Consider the following 20,932-nt stretch of genomic DNA (forward strand, 5'->3'; position numbering starts at 1 on the left):
CACAGCACGATGATCACCGGAATCGGCACGCCCAACAGCCAAAGCAAAATTCCTTTTCCCATCTCATTGCCTCCTCGCATTCCTCTTGGTGAGGGGGCAACGTCAGCGGTGGCGGCATGTTCCTAACGATCGTTCGGCCTCCGGATGAGGCGCGGAAAGCAGATCGGGACGGATGCGAGGCAGCGTTCACCAGTGGCCAGTGTTCTGCATCGAGGCCCATGGCTCGGCGGGCGCCTTCGGCTCGCCCTTTTGCAGGATCTCGATCGAGTGTAGATCGGGCGACCGCACGAACGCCATGTTGCCGTCGCGCGGCGGACGATTGATGGTGACGCCGAGCTTCATCAGCCTCTCGCAGGTGGCGTAGATGTCGTCGACCTCGTAGGCGAGATGGCCGAAATGGCGGTCCTCGCCGTACTTTTCCTCGTCCCAATTGTAGGTCAGCTCGACCAGCGGTGCGCCGCGGGTCTGCGGCTGCGACTTGAGCAGATGGAGGTCTTCCTCCGCGCAGAGAAACACCAGCGTGAAGCGGCCCTTGTCATTGTCGATGCGGCGCACTTCCTTCAGTCCGAGCGCGTCCTGATAGAACTTCATCGCGACATCGAGATTGCGGACGCGCAGCATGGTGTGGAGATAGCGCATTATTCATCCTCCTGCGGATTCAGATATTGTTTGGCCCTTGGGGCGAGACGGCCAATGAATTAGCAGCAAAACCCGACGCCGGGCAGGGGGCTCGCGCAGGATCGGATGCGATAAAGCCCCGCCCGGCTGCGGCGCCGGAACGGGGCTTGTGGTCGTGCCTTGGAGGCATCCTCTCTATCCCATCGATCGCTCATCACTTCCAATCAAGGACGCGCGAGGTTGGACCTCCTCTAAAACGCAAAACCCCGCGAGCGGGCTCGCGAGGTCTGATGCCGACCGGCCTTGGGGAGATCGCGCCGGCAACCGCTCACATAACGGTGTTCGGACCGAGAGGTTCCTACGCTCGGAAAAAAGAAAGCCCCGCAGGCTGGATGCGGGGCTTTCCCAGCTGACGGACTGGGGATCTCTCAGGGCGTGAGCCGTCAACTGTTCGGCACCAAACTTAAGGTTGAATCTACAAAATGCAACAGCGTCGCGTAGACGAAGTGTGTTTGTCCCACAGCGCTGTGCCGAATGCCGGGCCCTGAAATCCCCAGTGCCGGTATGTCTTCGCACTGCGCAAAAGGTTCACGGCAAAGAAACCTGCGACGGGAGCTCGCGGGGCGGATCGCGCAGTGTCGCGCTCAGACCTTGATATCGAGGATGGTCTCGACGGCGTCGCGGTCGGCCTGGTTCTTGGCCGCGAAGACGTCAAGCACATCCTCGCTGATAATGCGGGGCTGTGCCTTCGCGGTCTGATCGACGACGAGTTGCACTCTGGCTTGCGTCACTTCGGCAGGTACGGGGTAAACCAGCATGGCTCTCTCCCTCCAGCCGTCGAACCTTGTCAGGGGGATCTTAACGATTTGCAAGCTCCCCGGTGCGGCGCATTCGGCGCGAATCCGATCCCGCTGTTTTGCCGGGCAGGAGGTGGCGAGTGGGTTATCCGGCACAATCAGCGATGGCGAGGTCGTGCTCGTCGGAACCCGCGGCCTGAGCTTCCAGGCGACCCGCAACAGGCTGGCGAGCGCCCGAGTGCCGGCAGGCTGTGGACGAGTGCGCAGCAAGACGCGCATATTGCTCCGCAAAAAGCACCGCCGCCGCTGTGAATTTGCTGCGGACAAGCCCGGGATAGTCTGTGGATCGCTGCCGCGGCGTGCGGCCGGAACTCCCGCTCCAACCCTACCAGCCCACCGCTAACTCTACCTGGTTAGGTTAAGAGCAGCGTCCTGTTGTCACCATCTGTGGTTGCGCTAGGGATGGTCGCAGGTGACTGCCATGATGCCATCGTTCCACAACGCGGACCGACCGACCCACCGACGGGTGATGGTGGCGGGCCTGCTGTTCTGTGCTGTCTTCGTTGGGATCAGCTTCTGGCTTCGGCCACAGCCGGACAGCGGCAAGGTGCTGGTGAAGGCGGACCGGCTGGTTCGAACGGCTGGCGAGGCGCGGAAGGCGAACTGAGGCCGCTGCCGACGCTCAGTCCGGCAGCTTCCCGTCCGGGCGCTTGTGATACATGGCGACGCCGACAAATCCGGCAAAGCCCATCACGTTCAGCAGCAATTCCATCCACGCCGGCATCGATGCCAACCTCGCTCACCCCAAGCTAATCCCTATGGTTGTGTTTTTGTTCCCGCGCTAACCGATGGTAGCTTTGCGCAATCGCATGACTGCGGAACCGAAGCGAGCGCGGCGGCCAATAGCCTCGCTGCAACCATCCCATCGCGCCCGCGTTGGTGCACCGAACGACATGAGGAGGTTGCGTATGAAAAAGGTACTGGCAGTGTTGGCGACGGTTGCGACCATCGGCGCAACGATGGTCAGCGCGCCGGCGCAGGCGCGCGGTATCGGACCCGGACTGGCTTTCGGTCTGGCCGCCGGCGCGCTCGCCGCGGGCGCCGCCGGGGCGGCGTATGGCGCTTATGGTCCGTACTACGGGTCGGGCTACTACCCGGGTTATTATGGTCCGCGTTATGGCTACTACGGTCCCGGACCCTACGCCTATTATCGCGGTCCGTACTATCGGCACTACTATTACCGGCACTATTGGTAACGACGACGACGAGCCCGGAGCGCATCGCTCCGGGCTTTCTCAATCGAGTGTCATGGTGTGATCATGCGCCACCGGGCACGCCATCAAGCGCTCTTGCGCTGAATTCCACTCCAGACATTGCCCAGCGTGCTGTCGTAATATTCCTGGCGATCACGCTCGAATCTCTGCTGCGTCGCTCTGAAGCTGGCAACGCGTGCGACGATCTCCTCGCGCTCGCGCGCGGCGCGGTCTTCCTGATCGGTCATTGCCCATCCTTCTCATCGTGGTCCTGTCCCGCGGCGCATTGACGTCAGCGAATCGGGCGTCAATGCGGAGCCGGCATTGCAGGATTGTGATGATGCTGAGGCGCTGAACCGGTGATGCGGCCTGTCCGCAGCAGTGGATTGTCGCTCAAGATGCCCCGGTCTCACCCGACGGCGCGTGATGGTTGAGCTCGCAATCGCTCTGGCCGTGCTATAATCGCAACGACCAACCGGATGATTTCCAGTGATTGCAAAAGACTCGATTGCAAAGGATTTGCGCAGCGGTGTCGAGCAACTCGGCGAGATGATTGCTGAGGCGTCGTCGATCGTGCCCTTCACCGGCGCGGGCATCTCCACCGAGTGCGGCATTCCCGACTTCCGCTCGCCGGGCGGGCTCTGGACCCGTAACCGACCGATCCCGTTCGATGAGTTCGTCGCCAGCCAGGAAGCGCGCGATGATTCCTGGCGGCGCCGCTTCGCGATGGAACCGACGTTCGCCGCCGCCAGGCCCGGTCGCGGCCATCGCGCGCTGGCTTCGCTCTACCGGGCAGGCAAGGTTCCTGGCATCATCACGCAGAACATCGACAATTTGCATCAGGCGTCGGGCTTCAAGGCCGATGACGTGATCGAACTGCACGGCAACACCACCTACGCGCGCTGCATCGGCTGCGGCAAGGACTACGACCTATCGTGGGTGAAGCGGGCCTTCGACCAGGCCGGCCGTGCGCCAGACTGCGCAGACTGCGGCGATCCGGTGAAGACCGCGACGATCTCGTTCGGGCAATCGATGCCCGAGGATGCAATGCGCCGCGCGGCGGAACTCACCAGGCATTGCGACTTGTTTCTGGCGATTGGATCGTCGCTCGTGGTGTGGCCGGCCGCGGGGTTTCCGATGATGGCGAAGGAGAGCGGCGCGCGGCTCGTGATCATCAACAACGAGCCGACCGATCAAGACGACGTCGCCGATCTCGTCATTCGCCACGACATCGGCGATACGCTTGGTCCTTTCGTAGGCAATTGATGCCCGATTGATTCGCGGCTGTGCAAGCCTGTTCATAGTTCCCGCAAGAATCGATTTTTAGCTATGCCCGGCAAGCGGGAGTGTTATCTTTTGGTTGAGAGATTCGCGCAGCGTCAAAATGAGCGACCACGGAGTTGGTCATGGAGAGCAGCGTGCAGAGGGTGCGCCGCAACGACGGCGATTTGCATTTGATGTGTGGGGTCCGGGGTCATGGGGTCGGACGGATTTGAGTCCAAGAAGCTCGGCGGACCGCCGATCGGCGGAGTTGGGCAAAGTAGAATTGCACAAGGCGAATACGGCGGCAGTGCGTCGCGCGATGCGGCGATGGATGCCTTCTCTGGCCTCGGTGACGCCGCAGCCAACCTCGTTGAAGTCTCCGGCGTCATCAAATGGTTCGACGCCTCGAAGGGATACGGCTTCATCGTCCCCGACAATGGCTGGCCCGACATCCTGCTGCATGTGACGGTGCTGCGGAGGGACGGCTTTCAGACCGCCTATGAGGGCGCACGCCTCGTCGTCGAATGTGTTCAGCGTGCCAAGGGCTATCAGGCCTTCCGCATCGTCTCGATGGACGAGTCGACGGCGATCCATCCGGCACAGATGCTGCCGCCGCGCACCCATGTCACGGTGACCGCGACCAGTGGGCTGGAGCGCGCGCAGGTCAAGTGGTTCAACCGGCTGCGCGGCTTCGGCTTCGTGACCTGCGGGGAGGGTACCCCCGACATCTTCGTGCATATGGAGACGCTGCGGCGCTTCGGCATGACCGAGCTGCGCCCTGGCCAATATGTGCTGGTGCGGTTCGGGCCGGGCTCCAAGGGCATGATGGCCGCCGAGATCCACCCCGAGACCGGTCCGTCGGCACTGTCATCGCACTGAGCATCATCCGGAAAAGCCCGAAGCAGTTGTCCCTCGCGACAAGTGCGGAATGCGTTTGCGCGGAGATCATGCTCAAACGAGACCTCCGGTCGCTCGCCCTGACGGAAACGTGAGCCGATGGCGAGCCCTCTGGCCTCTGGCATTTGCCGCAATCATCGGGTTAGGGTCCGCCGGAAAATCTTCTCCGGTGTGAGTATTTGTCGATGTATTTCGATCGTATTGTTGGCCGGCTGCGTCCGTGGCTGGTGGCCTCCCTCGTCATCATTGCCGGTACGCTGCTGGGCCCCGCGGCACAGGCCGCCAGCGTGCAGCCGCTCGAGATCGTCACCAAATCGGGCGTGCACGTGTTCTCGGTCGAAATGGCGACCACGGAGGAGGAGAAGGAGACCGGCCTGATGTACCGGAAGGAGCTCGCGGACGGCAAAGGCATGCTGTTCGACTTCTCGCCGGAGCAGGAAGTGTCGATGTGGATGAAGAACACCTACATCTCGCTCGACATGATCTTCATCCGCGCCGACGGGCGCATCCTGCGCATCGCGGAAAACACCGAGCCGATGTCGACCAGGATCATTCCGTCGCGGGGACTGGCCAAGGGCGTCCTCGAGGTGATCGCCGGGACCGCGCAGAAATACGGCATCCAGCCCGGCGACCGGGTCGCCCACCCGCTGTTCGGCAGCCGTTAGTGCCGATTTCGCCTCGGGAAGCCCCGCTCCGGCGCCTTGCTGGCGCTGGCTGAAGCGTGTATCCACGGGGCCTCTCGGAAATGTCGGGGTATAGCGCAGCCTGGTAGCGCGGCAGTTTTGGGTACTGCAGGTCGTTGGTTCGAATCCAGCTGCCCCGACCATCCCATCGCACGGTTTCAGACCTTGCCGTCGCACCTGCGCCGGTGGCGCGCGACTGCGCGCATCATGCGTCTGCCGGGGACTCGTCGCGATCCAGAATGTATCGCCAGACGCAACAACGCCGCCTGGACGGAGTATGTTCGTCCAGACGGCGCCGCCGAAATACTGGGCCCTGAAATCCCCAGTGACCATGAGTCGTCCTGACCGGGAATAGGTTCAACGCTGCGCTGGGCCGGAGCGGCTGCGCTCCGCAAATCTGTCCGATGAAAGAGGCCATCCGCGTTGCGGAATTCACGGGTGTGCGGGAACTTGTTCCGTTCAGGTTGCCTGCTAGTGTCCCGGCGCCAAATAGCGGCGGGGACAGAATGCGTGTTGGATCCGCGGGACGGCACGTGAGCACCGCCGAACGGATGCAGGCGTCATTTGCCGCGACTTCGGCTCCACGTGACTGCCGCTCGGTTCGCGCCGATCGGATAGGATCGGGACTGTTCAGACAGGGTTAGCGAAAGCACGATGAGCGCGGCAAAGAAGACATACCAGAATGCCATCAATGCGATGAATGGCGGGAGGCCGCTCGAGGCGATCGCGCTGTTCGACAGGGCCCTGGCGCTCAAGCCCGATCTGGCCGAGGCATGGCTCGGTCGTGGCAATGCATTCGCGGCGATGGGGCGGCATGACGAAGCGCTCGCCGCCTTCGACAAGGCGATCGCCTTGAAGCCGGACCTGGCCGGACCGTGGCTCGGTCATCTGCTGACCAACCTCGGGCGTTTCGACAAGGCCCTTGCTGCCTATGACAAGGCGTTGGTCGTGAAGCCTGACCTGGCCGAGGCGTGGCTTGGCCGCTGCCATTCATATGCGAAGCTCGGGCGTTACACCGAGGCGCTCGCCGCCTACGACAAGTCGGTCGCGCTTGAGCCTCGCGCGGCCGCACCGTGGCTCGGTCACCTCCTTGGCAGTGTGGGGCGGTTCGACGAGGCGCTTGCCGCTTACGACAAGACGCTCGCGGTCAAGCCCGATCTGATCGAGGCGTGGCTCGGTCGTGGCGACGTGCTGTTCAGGCTGGCGCGGCTCGACGACGCGCTGGTGGCTTTCGACAAGGTGCTGGCGCTCAAGCCCGACCTGCCGGAGGCATGGCTCGGCCGCGGCAATCTGCTCACCGAACTCAAGCGATACGACGAGGCCGGCGCCGCATACGACAAGGCGCTGGCGCTGAAGTCCAGCCTGGCCGAGGCGTGGCTCGGTCGCGGCAATCTGCTCGTCAAGCTGGCGCGTCACGAGGAGGCGCTTGCGCCCTACGACAAGGCTGTGGCGCTGAAGCCCGATCTGGTGCAGGCGTGGCTCAGCCTTGGCAACGCATTCGTGGAACTGGAGCGCTATGATCAGGCGCTTGCCGCCTGCGAGCGCGCATTGAAGCTCAAGCCAGATCTGGCCGATGCGTGGCTCGGTCGCGGCCTCTCGCTGCTCAAGCTGGAGCGCTTCGACGAGGCGCTTGCAACTTACGACAACGCGCGCGCGCTCAACCCCGATCTGGCCGGGGCGTGGCTTGGTCTTGGCAATGTGCTGCTCAAACTGCGACGCACCGACGACGCCCTTGCCGCGCAGGACAGAGCGCTCGCCCTCAAGCCCGACCTGGTCGAGGCATGGTGCGGTCGCGCCAACGTGTTCATGGAAACAGGGCGTCATGACCAAGCGCTCGAGGCCTACGACAAGGCGTTGGCGCTCAAGCCCGATCTGGTGGGTCTCGAAGGTGTCCGTTTGCAATTGAAAACGCATCTTTGCGATTGGGACAGTTTTGAAGCCGACTTCGCTCGGGTGATCGACTCGGCCCGGAACAACAAGTCGCATACCGATCCCTTCACGTTCGTCGGCGTCACCTCGTCGAGCAAAGACCAGTATGATTACGTGCGGCGTTGGGTCGGCAAATGGCATCCGCCGGCCAAGAACCCGCTCTGGAATGGAGACATCTACAAGCACGACAACATCCGCATTGCCTACGTGTCGTCAGATTTTCAGGACCATCCCGTAGCGCAATTGACGGCCGGGATGTTCGAACATCACGACCGGTCGAGGTTTGACACGACGGCAATATCGATCGGTCCCGCCAATGAGTCTGCGATGCGCCGGCGGCTGGAAGGCGCCTTCGGAGCATTCCTCGACTGCTCGCGGCTCAGCGACGTCGAGGTTGCGCAGAAGATCCGGACCGCGGAGATCGACATCCTGGTCGACCTGAACGGCTTCACCAGGAACAGCCGCACCAACATCTTCGCGCAGCGGCCGGCACCGATCCAGGTCGGCTATCTCGGCTATCCCGGCACGAGTGGCGCTGATTTCATCGACTACATCATCGCCGATCGAACCATCATCCCGGCTTCGCAGCAGGGCGATTTCTCGGAAAAGATTGCGTATCTTCCGCACAGCTATCAGGCGAACGATGCAACGCGCGCCATATCGGAGATGGTGTTCACCCGGGCTGAATGCGGGCTTCCGGAGCTAGGTGTCGTGTTCTGCTGCTTCAACAACCTCTACAAGATCACGCCGGCCGTGTTCGATCGCTGGATGCGGATCCTGGCCGCAGTGCCCGGCAGCGTGCTTTGGCTCCGTGAGGACAGCACCACCGCCGCAGCCAATCTGAGGATGCAGGCGGCGTTGCGCGGCGTCGATGCCGAACGGCTGGTCTTCGCCAGGCGCGTGTCTTCGCTGGCGGATCATCTGGCCCGGCATCGCGCCGCGGACCTTTTTCTGGATACGTTGCCTTTCAATGCTCACACGACGGCGAGCGACGCGCTCTGGGCAGGCTTGCCGGTGCTGACCCAGATTGGCGACACCCTCGCGGGCAGAGTGGCCGCAAGCCTGCTCACAGCGGTCGGCTTGCCGGAATTGATTGCCCGTGATGCCAGCGAATATGAGCAACGGGCGATCGGCATCGCGCGAGATCCGGAAGCGCTCAAGGCGCTCAAGGAGAAGCTCGCGCAGAATCGTCTGACCAAGCCGCTGTTCGATACCAAGCATTTCACCAGGCAGATCGAGGCGGCTTACGTCGCAATGCACGAGCGGTACCAGGCCGGCCTCGCGCCGGACATGATCATTGTTGCCGAGTAGGCGCCGACCATTGCGCCGACCGGCTTGCCAGATGTGTGTACACTATCGCCAGGGGATGCCGGGTGATGGGCTACGATCGGCATCGTCATCCGAACCGACAAGAACAATCAGAGAGAGGACCGGCCATGGCACGTAGACTGATCGATATCTCCGTTCCCCTGCAGAATGACGTTCCGGCCGACCCGCCCGGCAACCACCCGACCATTCAGTATATCGATCATCAGCAGGGGCTGCCGCGCATGTTGCAGTTCTTCGACGGATTGAAGGCTGCGGATCTGCCGGACGGGCAGGGCTGGGCCGTCGAACAGGTCTCGCTCTCCACCCACAACGGCACGCATCTCGATGCGCCCTGGCATTTCCATCCGACCATGAATCGCGGCGAGCGGTCATGGACCATCGACGAGGTGCCGCTGGAATGGTGCTTCCAGCCCGGTGTGAAGCTGGACTTCCGCCATCTGCCCGACGGCTACGTCGCGACAGCCGGCGATGTCGAGGCCGAGCTGAAGCGCATTGGGCATACACTGTCGCCGCTCGAGATCATCGTCGTCAACACCAGCGCCGGCGCGAAGTATGGCCAGCCCGACTACGTCAATTCCGGTTGCGGCATGGGCTACGAGGCGACGATGTATCTGCTCGAGCGCGGCGTGCGGCTGACCGGCATCGACGGCTGGAGCTGGGACGCGCCGTTCGTCTTCACCGCCAAGAAATATGCCGAGACAAAAGACGCCAGCCTGATCTGGGAAGGCCACAAGGCGGGTCGCCATATCGGCTACTGCCACATCGAGAAGCTGCACAATCTCGAGCAACTGCCGTCAAGCGGGTTCATGGTGTCGTGCTTTCCGGTGAAGATCGAGCGCGCGTCGGCGGGGTGGACGAGGGCGGTCGCAATCCTCGACGGCTAGAAATCTCGCTTGGTGTCTCGTCGGTGGGCTGGGCTCTTGGCCAAGGCTCGGGAACCCGTGCACACGCTGATCATTCCAGATGATTGTTGCAACATGGCTACAGCCTGAGGCAGACGAATCTGCTCTTATACACGTACTAGATGCATTGGCTGATCGGGCCGATGGCTCGCCTTCGCATCCCGATTTCTGACGCGTTCTCTCCCTGACTAGAGCCCCGGCCCCTTCCGGGGCTCTTTCTTGCGTGCCGCAGTCAGGCGAGGCCGCAAAAGAAAATCAGGTGCGCCGGGACCGACGCACCTGATCGTTGTCTTCACTATCGCTTGTGTGTCCGGACGGTTGTTACCAGCGGCAAACGCGAACACCGCGCGGGGTCCACCAGCAACGGGGACCGACATATCCGCCGTAGCCGTAGCCGCGGCCATAGCCCCAACCACGGCCACGACCCCAACCGCCGCCACGACCCCAGCCGCCGCGATAGCCATAGCCACGTCCGCGCCATTGCGCTTGCGCCGACGATGTGGTCGCGCCGACCAGGATGGCCGAGGTGCTTGCGACATAGACGAACAACAAAGCGACCGCTGCGAGGCAACGAGTCAGGATATTGTAGCGTTTAGTCATTCCAGAGATCTCCAGTCACTTCCAAACATCTGAACCAATGCTGGCTATCGTGCTTTGACGCGCAACACCGACGATCGGTTCGAGCATGCGAGTACAATATTTTCACTAAGGTTCTTGCGAGCTTTAGCGACTCTATTGAGGCCAAAAAGTAAGGTCAAGTTGTGGTCATGCATGCATGAAATGAGGTGGTTGCTGCGTTCATCTTGCCGTTCATCCGAGGTTCATTCTGTTCATCGTGTGTTGCATCGATTTGACTTGTGCGTCGCGGATGCAGAGATGCCAGACCTGCTGAAATGCTGTCGAGAACTTGAAGTCGACACGATCATGTTCTCTGAGCATTCCGAGAATCCTTCCTGAAGAGTGCCTATGCCGAAACAACACATCTACGTCCTTGGTCTCAACGTCTACGACCATGACGTCAGCGCCTGCCTGCTGCGCGACGGCGCGATCGCCTACGCGATCTCCAAGGAGCGCATCACCCGCGAGAAGCACGCCTCGGGCTTCTACAAGGAGGTCGTCGACTACTGCCTGTCCGCCGAGGGCATTACGCTCGACGACGTCGATCTCGTGGTGCGCAACAGCTACATCCTGCCGGTGCCCGAGATGGAGGAACGGATGCTCCATCAGGACATGCCGGGCTTCCTGCCGATCGCCGAGCGCAACGAGGCAATCAAGCACCCGTTGTTTCGTTCCAAATCCGATAAGGTGGTGTCGATCTCGCATCACCTCGCGCATGCCTACAGCGCGTTCGCGGTGTCACCGTTCAAGGACGGCGTCGTGATGATCGTCGACGGTGTCGGCAACTATCAGGCTGACGCAATGGAGTCCCATCCGCAGGACGGGGCCTCGCCGCTGGCCCGCGAATCCGAGAGCTACTACAGGTTCGAGGACACCAGGCTCGAATGCCTGAAGAAGGTCTACATGGAGCCGGCGCGCGGGCTGTTGTCGGACGAGTTCTACAACATGCCGGGGCTGGGGGCGCTCTACAGCCGGGTTTCGACCTATGTGTTCGGCGACTGGAACAAGTGCGGCGAGCTGATGGGGCTCGCACCCTATGGCCGCCATGGGCAAGTCGGCAGTCTGCTCGAGATGAAAGACGGCGAGCTGCACGTACCGTTCTGGGGCAGCGACAACCAGCAGCCTTTCGTGCTCGACGGCGGCAGCTGGGACAAGAGCCCGACCATGCAGCATTGGCAGGATATCGCCTGGCGGGTGCAGGACGACACCGAGAATGTGCTGCTGGCGCGTGCGCGCTGGCTGCGCGAGACCACCAGTGCGAAGAACCTGTGCGTCGCCGGCGGCGTCGCGCTGAACTGCGTGGCCAACGGGCGCATCGCGCGCGAGGCCGGTTTCGAGAACGTCTGGATCCAGCCCGCCGCCGGCGACGACGGCATCGCGATCGGCTGCGCCTATTACGGCTGGCTCGAGGTGCTGAAGCAGCGCCGCTCGTTCGTGATGGAGCACGCCTATGTCGGCCGGCGCTACAGCGATGCCGAGGTCGCAGCCGCGCTGCAAAATTTTCTGGTGCGCATCCAGGTCGACGTCAGGCGCAGCGACGACATCTGCCGGGACACGGCAAAACTGCTCGCCGACCAGCGGGTGATCGGCTGGTTTCAGGGGCCGTCGGAGTTCGGTCCGCGCGCGCTCGGCAACCGCAGCCTGATCGCCGATCCGCGCAAGGCCGAGATGAAGGACATCCTCAACAGCCGGGTCAAGCATCGCCAGGCGTTCCGGCCGTTCGCGCCGATCGTATTGGCGGAGCGCATGCGGGACATCTTCGAGGGCGAGGAGGACTCGCCCTACATGCTGATCGCCAAGCCGGTCCGGCCGGAATGGCGCGACAAGATCCCGGCGATCGTGCATGTCGACGGCTCGGCGCGGGTGCAGAGCGTGCGGGAGGAAACCAACCCGATGCTCTATCGCCTGCTCAAGGCGTTCGATGCGCTGACCGGCGTGCCGGTGCTGATCAACACCTCGTTCAACGTCAAGGGCGAGCCGATCATCGAGACGCCGCAGGACGCGGTGAGCTGCTTCCTGACCACCGGGATCGACCACCTCGTGCTGCACGACACGCTGGTATCGAAGACCACCATGCACAAGGTCGTCACACCTGTGATGACCACGTTCGGCGACGTCGCCACCATCGTGTCCTCGACGACGCAGGACGGCAGTCGCGGCGGCGGCTGATCACGCCTGGCGTCGCGCTAGCCGGAGGCGGGCGCTGCCATGCCGCGTCCCAGCGCGAATTGACCGACCGGTCCCTCGACGTGAAAGTCGAGTCCGGTCATCTTGGCGAACAAATCGATATTGGTGGTGCCGATCGCGCAGCCGCCGAGACCGAGATCCGTCGCCATCATGTACAGCGTCTGGGTCAGGACGCCGACATCCTTCAGGATCAGCGCATAGGCGATCGCGCTGTACTTCCAGGAGATCCGGCCGAAGCGCGCGGCGATCGTGATCAGGATCTGCGGAGGCGCGGACGCATCCATGGCAAATTCGGCGCTTTGCAACACGGCCTCGATGTGTTGTGGATGGGCGTCGATCGCTGCCAGCACGTGCGCAGCGGCGTCGTAGTGATAGAAGCCCCGCGCCAGGCCATCGCAGCTCGCAACGGTCAGATAGAGTTCAAGCTCATATGCGCTGCCCGCCCCGGGATAGGGTCTGCCGGTGTATTCGATGTCGGGACCATCGTCGGCGAACTCGAGCTTGCTGCTCCATTTCGAGCGGACGCCCGCAACGCTGCGCAGCAACCTGGACAGCTCCACGAGCGTGATCGGCTTCCGTTCATCGAAGTCGCGCGTGGAATGCCTTGCGTGCAGCAGCTCTTCGAACGGCGAGGGGGACCCGTCGACTTCGGGCAGCTTGACGATCCGTCCGGGCCAGGCGGGCCGCACCGCCGGCAATGGCGCGATCAGGCCGGTGTGCGGGTAGAGGCCGCCCAGCGGATTGGCCTGGCGGCCTTCCGTGCTGCGCGCATGAAACAGCAGGTCGTGAAAATCCCACAGCACAAGATCGTCGTCGCCTTCGGCCCGCCGGAGAGCATCGCGCTTTGCCGGGTCGACGCTGACGAGGATTTCGCAATCCAGCAGCAGCGCGAGGATTGCCGGGCCCGGATAGTCCTGCCGACGCCGGATTTGGCTGATCGTCTGTGGAACGGCGAGGATCGCGAGCAGGGTTGCGATCCGGGGATCGCAGATTTTGAACAGCGCCCCGGCGCGCGGCGATTCCAGCACCATCTCCGTGCCGCGCCGCCGCAGATAGGCGAAGCGCGACAATACGATTGTCGTCGCATCCGAGAGTGTCGGCATCCGCGGCCAATAGCCGGGAAGCTGCGGTTCGATCACCACCAGGTCCTCGGTCGCGCGCGCGCCCGGCAGGCGGTACTCCAGCAGGCCGCGCAGCGCCAATTGTCGGATCAGGCGCTCGATGTCGCGCGCCGTGGCATCGCCCTCGGGCGCAGCCGACGGCAGAGGCAAGCCGTCCCGCAGGCCGCGCGCGCGCTCCGCGACCGCGGTGCTGAATGTTCCGAGCGGCTCCGAATAGCCATCGACATGCGCCGCGATGCGGCCGTCGGTCTGGGTGTCCAGCGCGACGCGCGCATTCAGCCGAGCCAGCAGCGTCGGCGGCGCTGCGCTTGGCGATCCCGCCTGCTTCGGGGTGGTCTTGGATGTGCGTTTGGGCGTGCGCACGCCGGCATCACCTCAGGTATGCGGAAGGAACGGCGTCAGCTCGCTTTCCAGGGAAGGCCGATCGCGCAGTCCGAGCCTGACCGGGACATCATAGAGCCGCCCGGGTCCGAAGCGGCGATAGAAATGGCGCATGCCGGGCACGATCACCCGGACCACGGCAACCTCGACGTCCGGCCGGGTCTGGTCGAGAACGAGGAAATCCATCCCGGCGCGCGCGGCGATGTCGACGCAGGCGTCCACCTGCGCACGGGTGTTGTCGAGCGGTACGCGCGAAGCGGTCGCTGGGGGGAGAACCGGATTCGAGCTCGGCAGCAGGAACGGATAGTCCGCGATCCGCAGCGGATTGATGCCGTCGAGGCTCGGTTTCTCGCCGCTGCCGCCACCCATCAGCCCGATGGAGAGGAACTGGTTCAGCTCCGTCAACGACCGCAGCAAAGCGATGCGCGGATCGAAGTGCGAGCCGGACCCGAACTCGATGTTTTCCTGGCCGTTCTGCATCCAGTGCACGATAGCGACATAGGTCGGGATGCCGAGATCGCTGGTGATGTCGAGCACCCATAGCTTGCGGCCGGATTCCTCGAGTTGCGCCTTGAGATCGCGGACATAGGAATCTTCGAAGCTGTTGAGATCGATCTCCGCCCGCTGCGATCGGTTGTACCACCAGATCGCGTAGGCATCGCGCTCCATCAGTTCGAGGAAGCCCTGGACGATCGCTTCCTCGCGGGTATTGCCGGCAGCGCAGCCGTTGGAATCGGCGGCGAAGGCAGCCGGCCCGTCATAGAAGAAATACAGCAGGCTGGTCGGAACGTGCCGGAAGCGCTGGTCGCGCAGCGACCAGACCGGCGACCACTCGATCCGCTCGGACGGATCGAACGGATCGGGCGCCGGCTGGGTGTGATGGGAATCGTCATGGTTGTGAACCGCTCGGGTCCGATACTGCTCCTCGCTGAACAGCAGAACGTCATTGGGACGGATGGCATCGCCCGGCGCGAAGTCGGTGAAGCGCTTTTTTGTCCGGATCTCGTCGCCCTGAAAAATTCCCGAGTAGCGTTCGATCGCTTCCATCAGCGCGCTGGCTTCGCCTTGCTCGGCGGTGCTGCCCTTGCCGAAACTGCCGCCGCTGAGCCCGGATCGGAGTTGGTCGAGAGTCTGCGCCGGCGCGGAGAAATTGTGCTGGGCGTAAAAACTGGTGTTCATCGGCAGATCGACTTCGATCCGCTCCAGCCGTGTCACGACGCCGGTGAGCGGGCTGACATGCTTCTTGAACCGCGCCAACGTGGTGCGCGACGACACCGTGCGATAGCCGCCGCTGGTCATGACCAGCGTGGCGCCCGGGCCCAGTTCGATCGGCTGCGGCGCTCGTCGCGGATTTTGCAGTTTCTTGTTGCCGCAAGTCGGGCATTGCGGGCGGGCAGCCACATAGTGCCTGGCGATGGTCGAACCGAGCAGGTCCAGGCTCATGATGTGATTGCGCAGATCGGTGCGGAAGCCGCTGCCAATCGCCTTGGCGATCTCGACCGCCGCAAACTGAACGGCGCTTTGCCCGATCGTGTGCTGCGCGAGGGCAGAGACCGCAACCGGGCGTGCCCCGTTGCGATCGAGGAAACCCTTGATCTCGCGGTTGCGGATCATCCGATCGAACAGGCAGGTCCAGCACGCACTCTCGCCCGGATTGAAGACCGGACCGACCAGCGGAAACACGCCGGAGGGCTGCACCAGCAGCCAGGGAGACTTGCCGGACACGCGCTCCAGATTGCGCTCCGCCAGCCGCCGATCGAGATAATCGTTGACCAGGGTGACCGTGAGATCGGGCGATGCCTTGACGACGCGGACACCGAGGTCCCGCAACGCCTCGCTCAATTCAGCCGCGCCCTTGACGTCGATCGCCTCGACCCGCACGCGGCAGTCTTGCAGGTTTTGCCGAGCGACCGGGCCGGGCAGGCCGAGGCTCGCCCAAAGCCCGTCCACGGCGTTGTGGGGAGTTGGCGATGCCAAGATCACATAGCGCCGATCGAGCAGGCGCTTGATCGCTTCATCGATCTTGTCCGGTGGAAATTTTCGTCCGCGTTCGTCGAGGAGACTGACGCGGGATTTTCCCTTGGTGCCGATCGCCGCCGCCAGCGCGCAATAGAGTTCGCCGTGAAGAAAGAATTTGCGGTCTTCGGAATACAGACAGACGATGTCCGGAGGCAGCACATAGGCCGTGAAATTCGGTGCGAATTGCAGCGTCTCTTTGTCGGCCTGCGCAATGGATTTTCTGGGCAAGGAATCGTTCCTATGCAGCCGTGTTGGCTGGTCTCTCGGGGCGGGAGGAGGCCGGAGGCCTCAGCATTCCGGTGTTGCCGCACGAGCCGTGCCGCGCAATGGCACAAGGGCAACATCGGCAGGGGCAACATGAAATGGCCGGGTCGACCTGCGTCGAACCCGGCCATGACGATTGATGTTTGGCAACGCAATGCTATCCGGCTCAGCAGAGGCGGCAGGCGCCCCACGAAATGCAGCAGCCGCCACCGCATCCACCACAGCCGCCGCATCGGCAACCGCGACATCCGCGGCAGCCACGACAACCGCGGCAGCCTCCGCATCCACGCCACGCGACCTGAACGCCGGCTCCGGCGTCTTCCTTGTCGAACAGGTGGAAGGTCGCAAGGCTGACGTCAGCGATTTCTTCTTCGCCGAGCGTGATGGCATGGGTCGGAGTGTAGTTCGTAGTCTTTGGCGCGTCGGTCGCGGGCACTGCCGAAGCGGACGCACTACCCACCAGTGAGAGAGTCAATCCGGCAGCACCCAACGCGGGCACCGCGGCCTTGGTTACGCGCTTCCGCGTCGGGGCTTGCTTCACCCGTGGCATAGTCGCATCCTCCATTCCTGACGAAACTGGTTCTCAAATCCACCCCACGCATTTGTACGCTCGACGATCTGACCATGCAAGACGCGCGGCGCACTCGCACAACGCTTCAACGCGCATTCCGTTGCAATTTCATCTTGATGAACGTGATCCGACGCCGTTGCCGTCACACGGCCCACATCGTTAACGACAGTTTGCGGACCGCGAGACGATCCATGCTGCGCTGCGATTACTCTGAAGCCGGGCCGAGGGGGCACCAGAGGAATCACCATGGCGGATGATGCGGCGAGTTTTGTCTGGTACGAGCTGCTGACCACTGACGCTGCGGGTGCGAGCACCTTCTACGGCAGCGTCCTCGGCTGGCGCACCAGAGACGTTTCGACTGCCGAGCTTTCTTACAATTTGTTCATCTCTGGCGATGTCCCGCGAAGCGGATTGATGGAGCTGCCTGAAGAGGGCAGGCGGCAGGGTGCGATGCCGCGGTGGGTCGGCTATGTCGGTGTCGGCGATATCGACGCGACTGCGACCCGGATTCGAGAACTTGGTGGTGCCGTCTACGTCCCGCCGACCAGCACCAACATTGGCCGCATCGCGATCGTCGCTGACCCGCAGCGCGCAACCTTTGGACTGGTGAGCGATTTGAAGATTGCCGCGCCTGTCGTGGCCGATCTCGACGCGCCTTCGCGCGTGGGCTGGCACGAACTGCTGGCTGCCGACTGGCGCAAGGCGTTCGCCTTCTACGTAGACGTTTTCGGCTGGCAGCAGGCTGAAGCCGAGGTCGCTTCCGCCGAGCCTTATCAGTTGTTCGCAGCCGGCGGACGGATGGCCGGCGGCATCTTCAACAAGCGTCCGCTCGAACCGATTCCGTTCTGGCTCTATTATTTCAACGTCGACGACATCGACGCGGCGATGGCGCGCGTGAACAGCGGTGGCGGACGGGTCTACGAAGGGCCGCTTGAGCTGCCTGACGGCAGCTGGATCGTCCGTTGCCTCGACCCGCAGGGCGCTACCTTCGCCCTTCAGGGCGCGCGCAGCGAGGACGGCATCGCGAAAGCTGGTCCTGCCGAATATCGCTGGACCACCAGTTGGGACGGCATCTCGTCAAAAGGCCGATGGCGGAGCGACCCGCCGACCGGCAAGCGTCGGACGCCTCGGAAGTGACGAACAGCGTCACCCGGCCTTGGCGGCCGGCGCCGCGGGCTTCGGTGCCGGCGGCTTGACCGGCTTATCCTGCCGCTTCGACCACGAGATGTAATAGGCCACGATCGTCATGATCGCGATGCCGGAGATGCTGACGAAGATCTGTGCGAACAGCGAGCCCGAGCTCATCGACAGTTCGAAATGTCCGACAAAGGACAGAAACACGCCGACGCAAAACACCGCGAGCGATTGCTGGCCGCAGACGATCAGGGGATCGAATACCTTCCACTCCAGTGCCGACCAGTCCTTCGGGATGAAGCGGATCACCAGCACCGTGATCACCACGAAGTGCAGGAAGCGGTAGGGCGCAAGGTTGGTCTTGTCGTTCGGATTGAACATCGAATAGAGCCAGTCCGGGAACTGGGCGCCAAACTCCGGAAAGCGTCCGGCCATCGTCATGACCAGCGCGAAGATCAGATACGCGATGCAGAACCACAGCGTGTAGCGCGAATTGATGATGTGCATGTTCTTGCGCGCACCGCCCATCGCGCACCACGAGCCGAACACGAACAGCACCTGCCAGGCGAACGGATTGAAGTACCAGGTCCCGGCCGGATAGGCCGGCAGATTCCAGCCCATCTGCCGCGACACCAGCCACAGCGCGATCGAGGCCGCCATGGTCCAGTTCGGCTGCCGCAGCATGAACCACAGCACCGGCGGAAACAGGCCCATCAGCACGATATAGAGCGGCAGCACGTCGAGATTGACCGGTTTGAATTTCAGGAACAGGCCTTGGCGCAGCGTCTCGGTGGCGTTGTCGACGAGGCCGGCGACATTGAACTCGTTGATCATCTCGGAGTCGCCGAAGCGCAGCGCGAGATAGCTGATCGCGGCGATGTAGATCACGAACAGGATGATGTGCGCGACATAGAGCTGCCAGACCCGCTTGGTCAGCCGGGTCGCGCCGACGATGAAGCCGCGCTCCAGCATCATGCGGGCATAGACAAAGGATGCGGTGTAGCCGGAGATGAAGACGAACAGGTCAGCGGCGTCGCTGAAGCCGTAATTCCGCGTCGTGATCCAGTTCACGATGTTGTCGGGGATGTGATCGAGATAGATCGCCCAGTTTGCGATCCCGCGGAACAGGTCGAGCCGCAGGTCACGTCCTTTTTCGGGCAGGCTAGCGTGGATTTCCATGGGGCGCGCCGCTTCTTCTTCGAGGTGATGCTGTCGAGAAGACCATGCTGTAACAATCTGGCCCGGGTCCAAGGCTCTCCCCCAAGGCACTCCAAAGGGAAGCCCCGAGGCCAGATTGTCACAGCGCGGTAGAATGACTATACCGGTCCGGCGAAGGCTACCTCCGGGGTCGAGGAATCACCGATCAGATCGTTGATCGGTGTCTCTATACTATCCCGGCGGGCTCCTTCAAATCGCTTCCATGTCCTATATCCTACGGGGCCCGACCATCCATGACCGCACGCATTTTTAAGCCCGCCAAAAACGCGATGCAATCGGGACGAGCCAAGACCAAGGCGTGGCAACTGGATTACGAGCCGGAGCAGCCGCGCACGGTGGAGCCCCTGATGGGCTGGACCTCGTCGTCCGACATGAAGCAGCAGCTCACCCTGCATTTCGACACCAAGGAAGAGGCGGTCGCCTATTGCGAGCGCAAGGGCATCGCCTACCAGGTGATCGAGCCGAAGGATTCGGCGCACCGCCAGATCGCCTATGCCGACAATTTCGCCTTCCGCCGCTGGGAGCCCTGGACCCACTAGGATCTACGATTAGCTCGCGGGGCTTGGGGCGAGGGCGCCGGGGATCGGCAGCGGCGCATCCTTGGAGACGCCGAGTACCGGAAAGCTCCTGATCTTGCGCACATTGGGCAGCCCGGCGAATTGCAGCAACTGCCGGCGCATGTCGTCGACGCTGGGCGCGACGCAGCGGAGCATGAAATCGGCATCGCCCGAGATCCGCCAGCATTGTAGGAAGCGCGGCACGGCCGCCACCGCAGCTTCGAACGCCTCGATCGCGACCAGGTTCTGGCTGTCGAGCTGGATCAGCACGAAGGTCGTCACCTCATAGCCGAGCAGCCGTTCGTCGAGCGTGGCGCGGATCGCCTGGACCACGCCGCGGCTGCGCAGCGCGCGGACCCGGCGCAGACAGGGCGGGGCCGTGATGCCGACCCGCTCCGCGAGCTCGTTGATCCTGATCCGGCCGTCGCACTGCAATTCGGTGAGGATCCGCAGGTCGATGTCATCGAGCTGTGGGCGTTCTGTCACAGTCACGAACCGGCCATCGCGGTCCGCGGGCTGTTGCCGCCGCTGCGGAGCTCGCCGATCGTGGCCCGGGGCGCGACCCCCGACAACACCAGCTTCTCATGCGCCGCGATGATGGCGTCGCGGGTCAGCCGGCCGCCGGGGCGGTACCAGGTGCACAGCCCGGTCAGCAGCGCGATGATCGCGAAGGTCGCGACCTGGATGTCGACGACCTCGAACACGCCGTCCGCCAGCCCATCGGCAAGGATTTGCGCCAGCCGCTGCTCATAGGCGCCGCGCAGCGCCACCACGGCATCGTAGTTCTTGGCATCGAGGCTGCGCAGTTCGGAATTGGCGATGAACACCTCGCGCTTGCGGGTCATGTGATAGGTGACGTGGAACGCGACGAAGGCCCGTAATCGCTCGACCGGATCGGCCTTGCCGGCGAGCGCAAGGTCCAACTCGCGCAGCAAATCGTTGATATGGTCCTGCACCAGATCGAACAGCAGGTCCTGCTTGGTTGAGATATGGTTGTAGAGTGAGCCTGCCTGGATGCCGACTTCCGCGGCGAGCTGGCGCAGGCTCATCGCCTCGTAGCCGTGCTCGAAGATCAGGCGCACACCGGCCTTGCGGATCGCCTCCAGCGTCGTGGGGCCATGTGAGCCGATCGTGCGTGCCATCGGGGCCTCGGAGGGGTGTTGGCTTGCCAGGAGAGCTAGGAAACAAGCG

At 63.1% G+C, this 20,932-nt stretch carries 19 protein-coding genes and 1 tRNA gene; 11 read left to right on the forward strand and 9 right to left on the reverse strand.

Annotated features, from left to right (window positions below; translation table 11 throughout):
- Positions 1–186: 186 nt before the first annotated feature.
- Both CWS35_RS23545 and CWS35_RS39080 read right to left on the reverse strand, forming a co-directional pair.
- Complete coding sequence (locus tag CWS35_RS23545) at positions 187–639, reverse strand: VOC family protein (protein ID WP_024578353.1); 453 nt, start codon at positions 637–639, stop codon at positions 187–189.
- 623 nt (positions 640–1,262) lie between these two features.
- Complete coding sequence (locus CWS35_RS39080; RefSeq protein ID WP_157817213.1) at positions 1,263–1,436, reverse strand: hypothetical protein; 174 nt, start codon at positions 1,434–1,436, stop codon at positions 1,263–1,265.
- Positions 1,437–1,896: 460 nt separating this feature from the next.
- Here CWS35_RS39080 and CWS35_RS23555 point away from each other — a divergent pair, with 460 nt between their 5' ends.
- Both CWS35_RS23555 and CWS35_RS23560 read left to right on the forward strand, forming a co-directional pair.
- Entirely contained in the window at positions 1,897–2,082 is a 186-nt protein-coding gene (locus tag CWS35_RS23555) for a hypothetical protein (RefSeq protein ID WP_029878676.1), read from the forward strand.
- 301 nt (positions 2,083–2,383) lie between these two features.
- Positions 2,384–2,671 carry a hypothetical protein gene (locus CWS35_RS23560; RefSeq protein WP_100954025.1) on the forward strand — a complete coding sequence of 96 codons (288 nt, stop codon included), beginning with the start codon at positions 2,384–2,386 and terminating at the stop codon, positions 2,669–2,671.
- Between the two features lie 83 nt (positions 2,672–2,754).
- Here CWS35_RS23560 and CWS35_RS39600 read toward each other — a convergent pair whose 3' ends face one another.
- Positions 2,755–2,916, reverse strand: a complete 162-nt coding sequence (locus CWS35_RS39600; protein ID WP_168200214.1) for a hypothetical protein — start codon at positions 2,914–2,916, stop codon at positions 2,755–2,757.
- A gap of 301 nt (positions 2,917–3,217) precedes the next feature.
- On the opposite strand from CWS35_RS39600, the gene CWS35_RS23565 reads away from it, so the two are divergent.
- From CWS35_RS23565 to CWS35_RS23590, 6 genes are all read left to right on the forward strand, one after another.
- The gene (locus tag CWS35_RS23565; RefSeq protein ID WP_100956617.1) at positions 3,218–3,934 is read left to right on the forward strand and encodes a Sir2 family NAD-dependent protein deacetylase; all 717 of its coding nucleotides are present in this window, start codon (positions 3,218–3,220) and stop codon (positions 3,932–3,934) included.
- A 210-nt stretch (positions 3,935–4,144) separates the two neighbouring features.
- Positions 4,145–4,810, forward strand: coding sequence for a cold-shock protein (locus CWS35_RS23570; protein ID WP_100954027.1), 666 nt, complete (start codon positions 4,145–4,147; stop codon positions 4,808–4,810).
- 203 nt (positions 4,811–5,013) lie between these two features.
- Positions 5,014–5,493 (forward strand): DUF192 domain-containing protein, encoded by a 480-nt coding sequence (locus CWS35_RS23575; protein ID WP_100954029.1) that lies wholly within the window; start codon positions 5,014–5,016, stop codon positions 5,491–5,493.
- Between the two features lie 84 nt (positions 5,494–5,577).
- Positions 5,578–5,654, forward strand: a tRNA-Pro gene (locus tag CWS35_RS23580).
- 511 nt (positions 5,655–6,165) lie between these two features.
- The gene (locus CWS35_RS23585; RefSeq protein WP_100954031.1) at positions 6,166–8,751 is read left to right on the forward strand and encodes a tetratricopeptide repeat protein; all 2,586 of its coding nucleotides are present in this window, start codon (positions 6,166–6,168) and stop codon (positions 8,749–8,751) included.
- A 125-nt stretch (positions 8,752–8,876) separates the two neighbouring features.
- Positions 8,877–9,653, forward strand: coding sequence for a cyclase family protein (locus tag CWS35_RS23590; protein WP_100954033.1), 777 nt, complete (start codon positions 8,877–8,879; stop codon positions 9,651–9,653).
- Positions 9,654–9,992: 339 nt separating this feature from the next.
- Here the strand turns inward: CWS35_RS23590 and CWS35_RS23595 are convergent, their stop codons facing one another.
- Positions 9,993–10,271, reverse strand: a complete 279-nt coding sequence (locus CWS35_RS23595) for a hypothetical protein (protein ID WP_029878674.1) — start codon at positions 10,269–10,271, stop codon at positions 9,993–9,995.
- 366 nt (positions 10,272–10,637) lie between these two features.
- Between CWS35_RS23595 and CWS35_RS23600 the strand changes: the two genes are divergently transcribed.
- On the forward strand, positions 10,638–12,458 hold the full coding sequence (locus CWS35_RS23600) for a carbamoyltransferase C-terminal domain-containing protein (RefSeq protein WP_100954035.1): 1,821 nt from the start codon (positions 10,638–10,640) through the stop codon (positions 12,456–12,458).
- A gap of 17 nt (positions 12,459–12,475) precedes the next feature.
- On the opposite strand, the gene CWS35_RS23605 is transcribed toward CWS35_RS23600, so the two are convergent.
- Positions 12,476–13,960, reverse strand: a complete 1,485-nt coding sequence (locus tag CWS35_RS23605) for a SagB family peptide dehydrogenase (RefSeq protein ID WP_024578344.1) — start codon at positions 13,958–13,960, stop codon at positions 12,476–12,478.
- A gap of 12 nt (positions 13,961–13,972) precedes the next feature.
- Complete coding sequence (locus CWS35_RS23610; RefSeq protein WP_100954037.1) at positions 13,973–16,225, reverse strand: TOMM precursor leader peptide-binding protein; 2,253 nt, start codon at positions 16,223–16,225, stop codon at positions 13,973–13,975.
- Between the two features lie 853 nt (positions 16,226–17,078).
- Here CWS35_RS23610 and CWS35_RS23620 point away from each other — a divergent pair.
- Positions 17,079–17,969, forward strand: coding sequence for a VOC family protein (locus CWS35_RS23620; RefSeq protein WP_024578342.1), 891 nt, complete (start codon positions 17,079–17,081; stop codon positions 17,967–17,969).
- A 9-nt stretch (positions 17,970–17,978) separates the two neighbouring features.
- On the opposite strand, the gene CWS35_RS23625 is transcribed toward CWS35_RS23620, so the two are convergent.
- Entirely contained in the window at positions 17,979–19,145 is a 1,167-nt protein-coding gene (locus CWS35_RS23625; protein ID WP_024578341.1) for an OpgC domain-containing protein, read from the reverse strand.
- Between the two features lie 272 nt (positions 19,146–19,417).
- On the opposite strand from CWS35_RS23625, the gene CWS35_RS23630 reads away from it, so the two are divergent.
- On the forward strand, positions 19,418–19,723 hold the full coding sequence (locus tag CWS35_RS23630; RefSeq protein ID WP_024578340.1) for an ETC complex I subunit: 306 nt from the start codon (positions 19,418–19,420) through the stop codon (positions 19,721–19,723).
- 9 nt (positions 19,724–19,732) lie between these two features.
- Here CWS35_RS23630 and CWS35_RS23635 read toward each other — a convergent pair whose 3' ends face one another.
- Positions 19,733–20,227, reverse strand: a complete 495-nt coding sequence (locus CWS35_RS23635; protein ID WP_100954039.1) for an Lrp/AsnC family transcriptional regulator — start codon at positions 20,225–20,227, stop codon at positions 19,733–19,735.
- Positions 20,228–20,229: 2 nt separating this feature from the next.
- A complete protein-coding gene (locus CWS35_RS23640; protein ID WP_100954041.1) occupies positions 20,230–20,883 on the reverse strand; it encodes a TetR/AcrR family transcriptional regulator in 654 nt (217 codons plus the stop codon).
- Positions 20,884–20,932 lie beyond the last annotated feature (49 nt).

The organism is Bradyrhizobium sp. SK17, assembly GCF_002831585.1.
Taxonomy (GTDB): Bacteria; Pseudomonadota; Alphaproteobacteria; order Rhizobiales; family Xanthobacteraceae; genus Bradyrhizobium.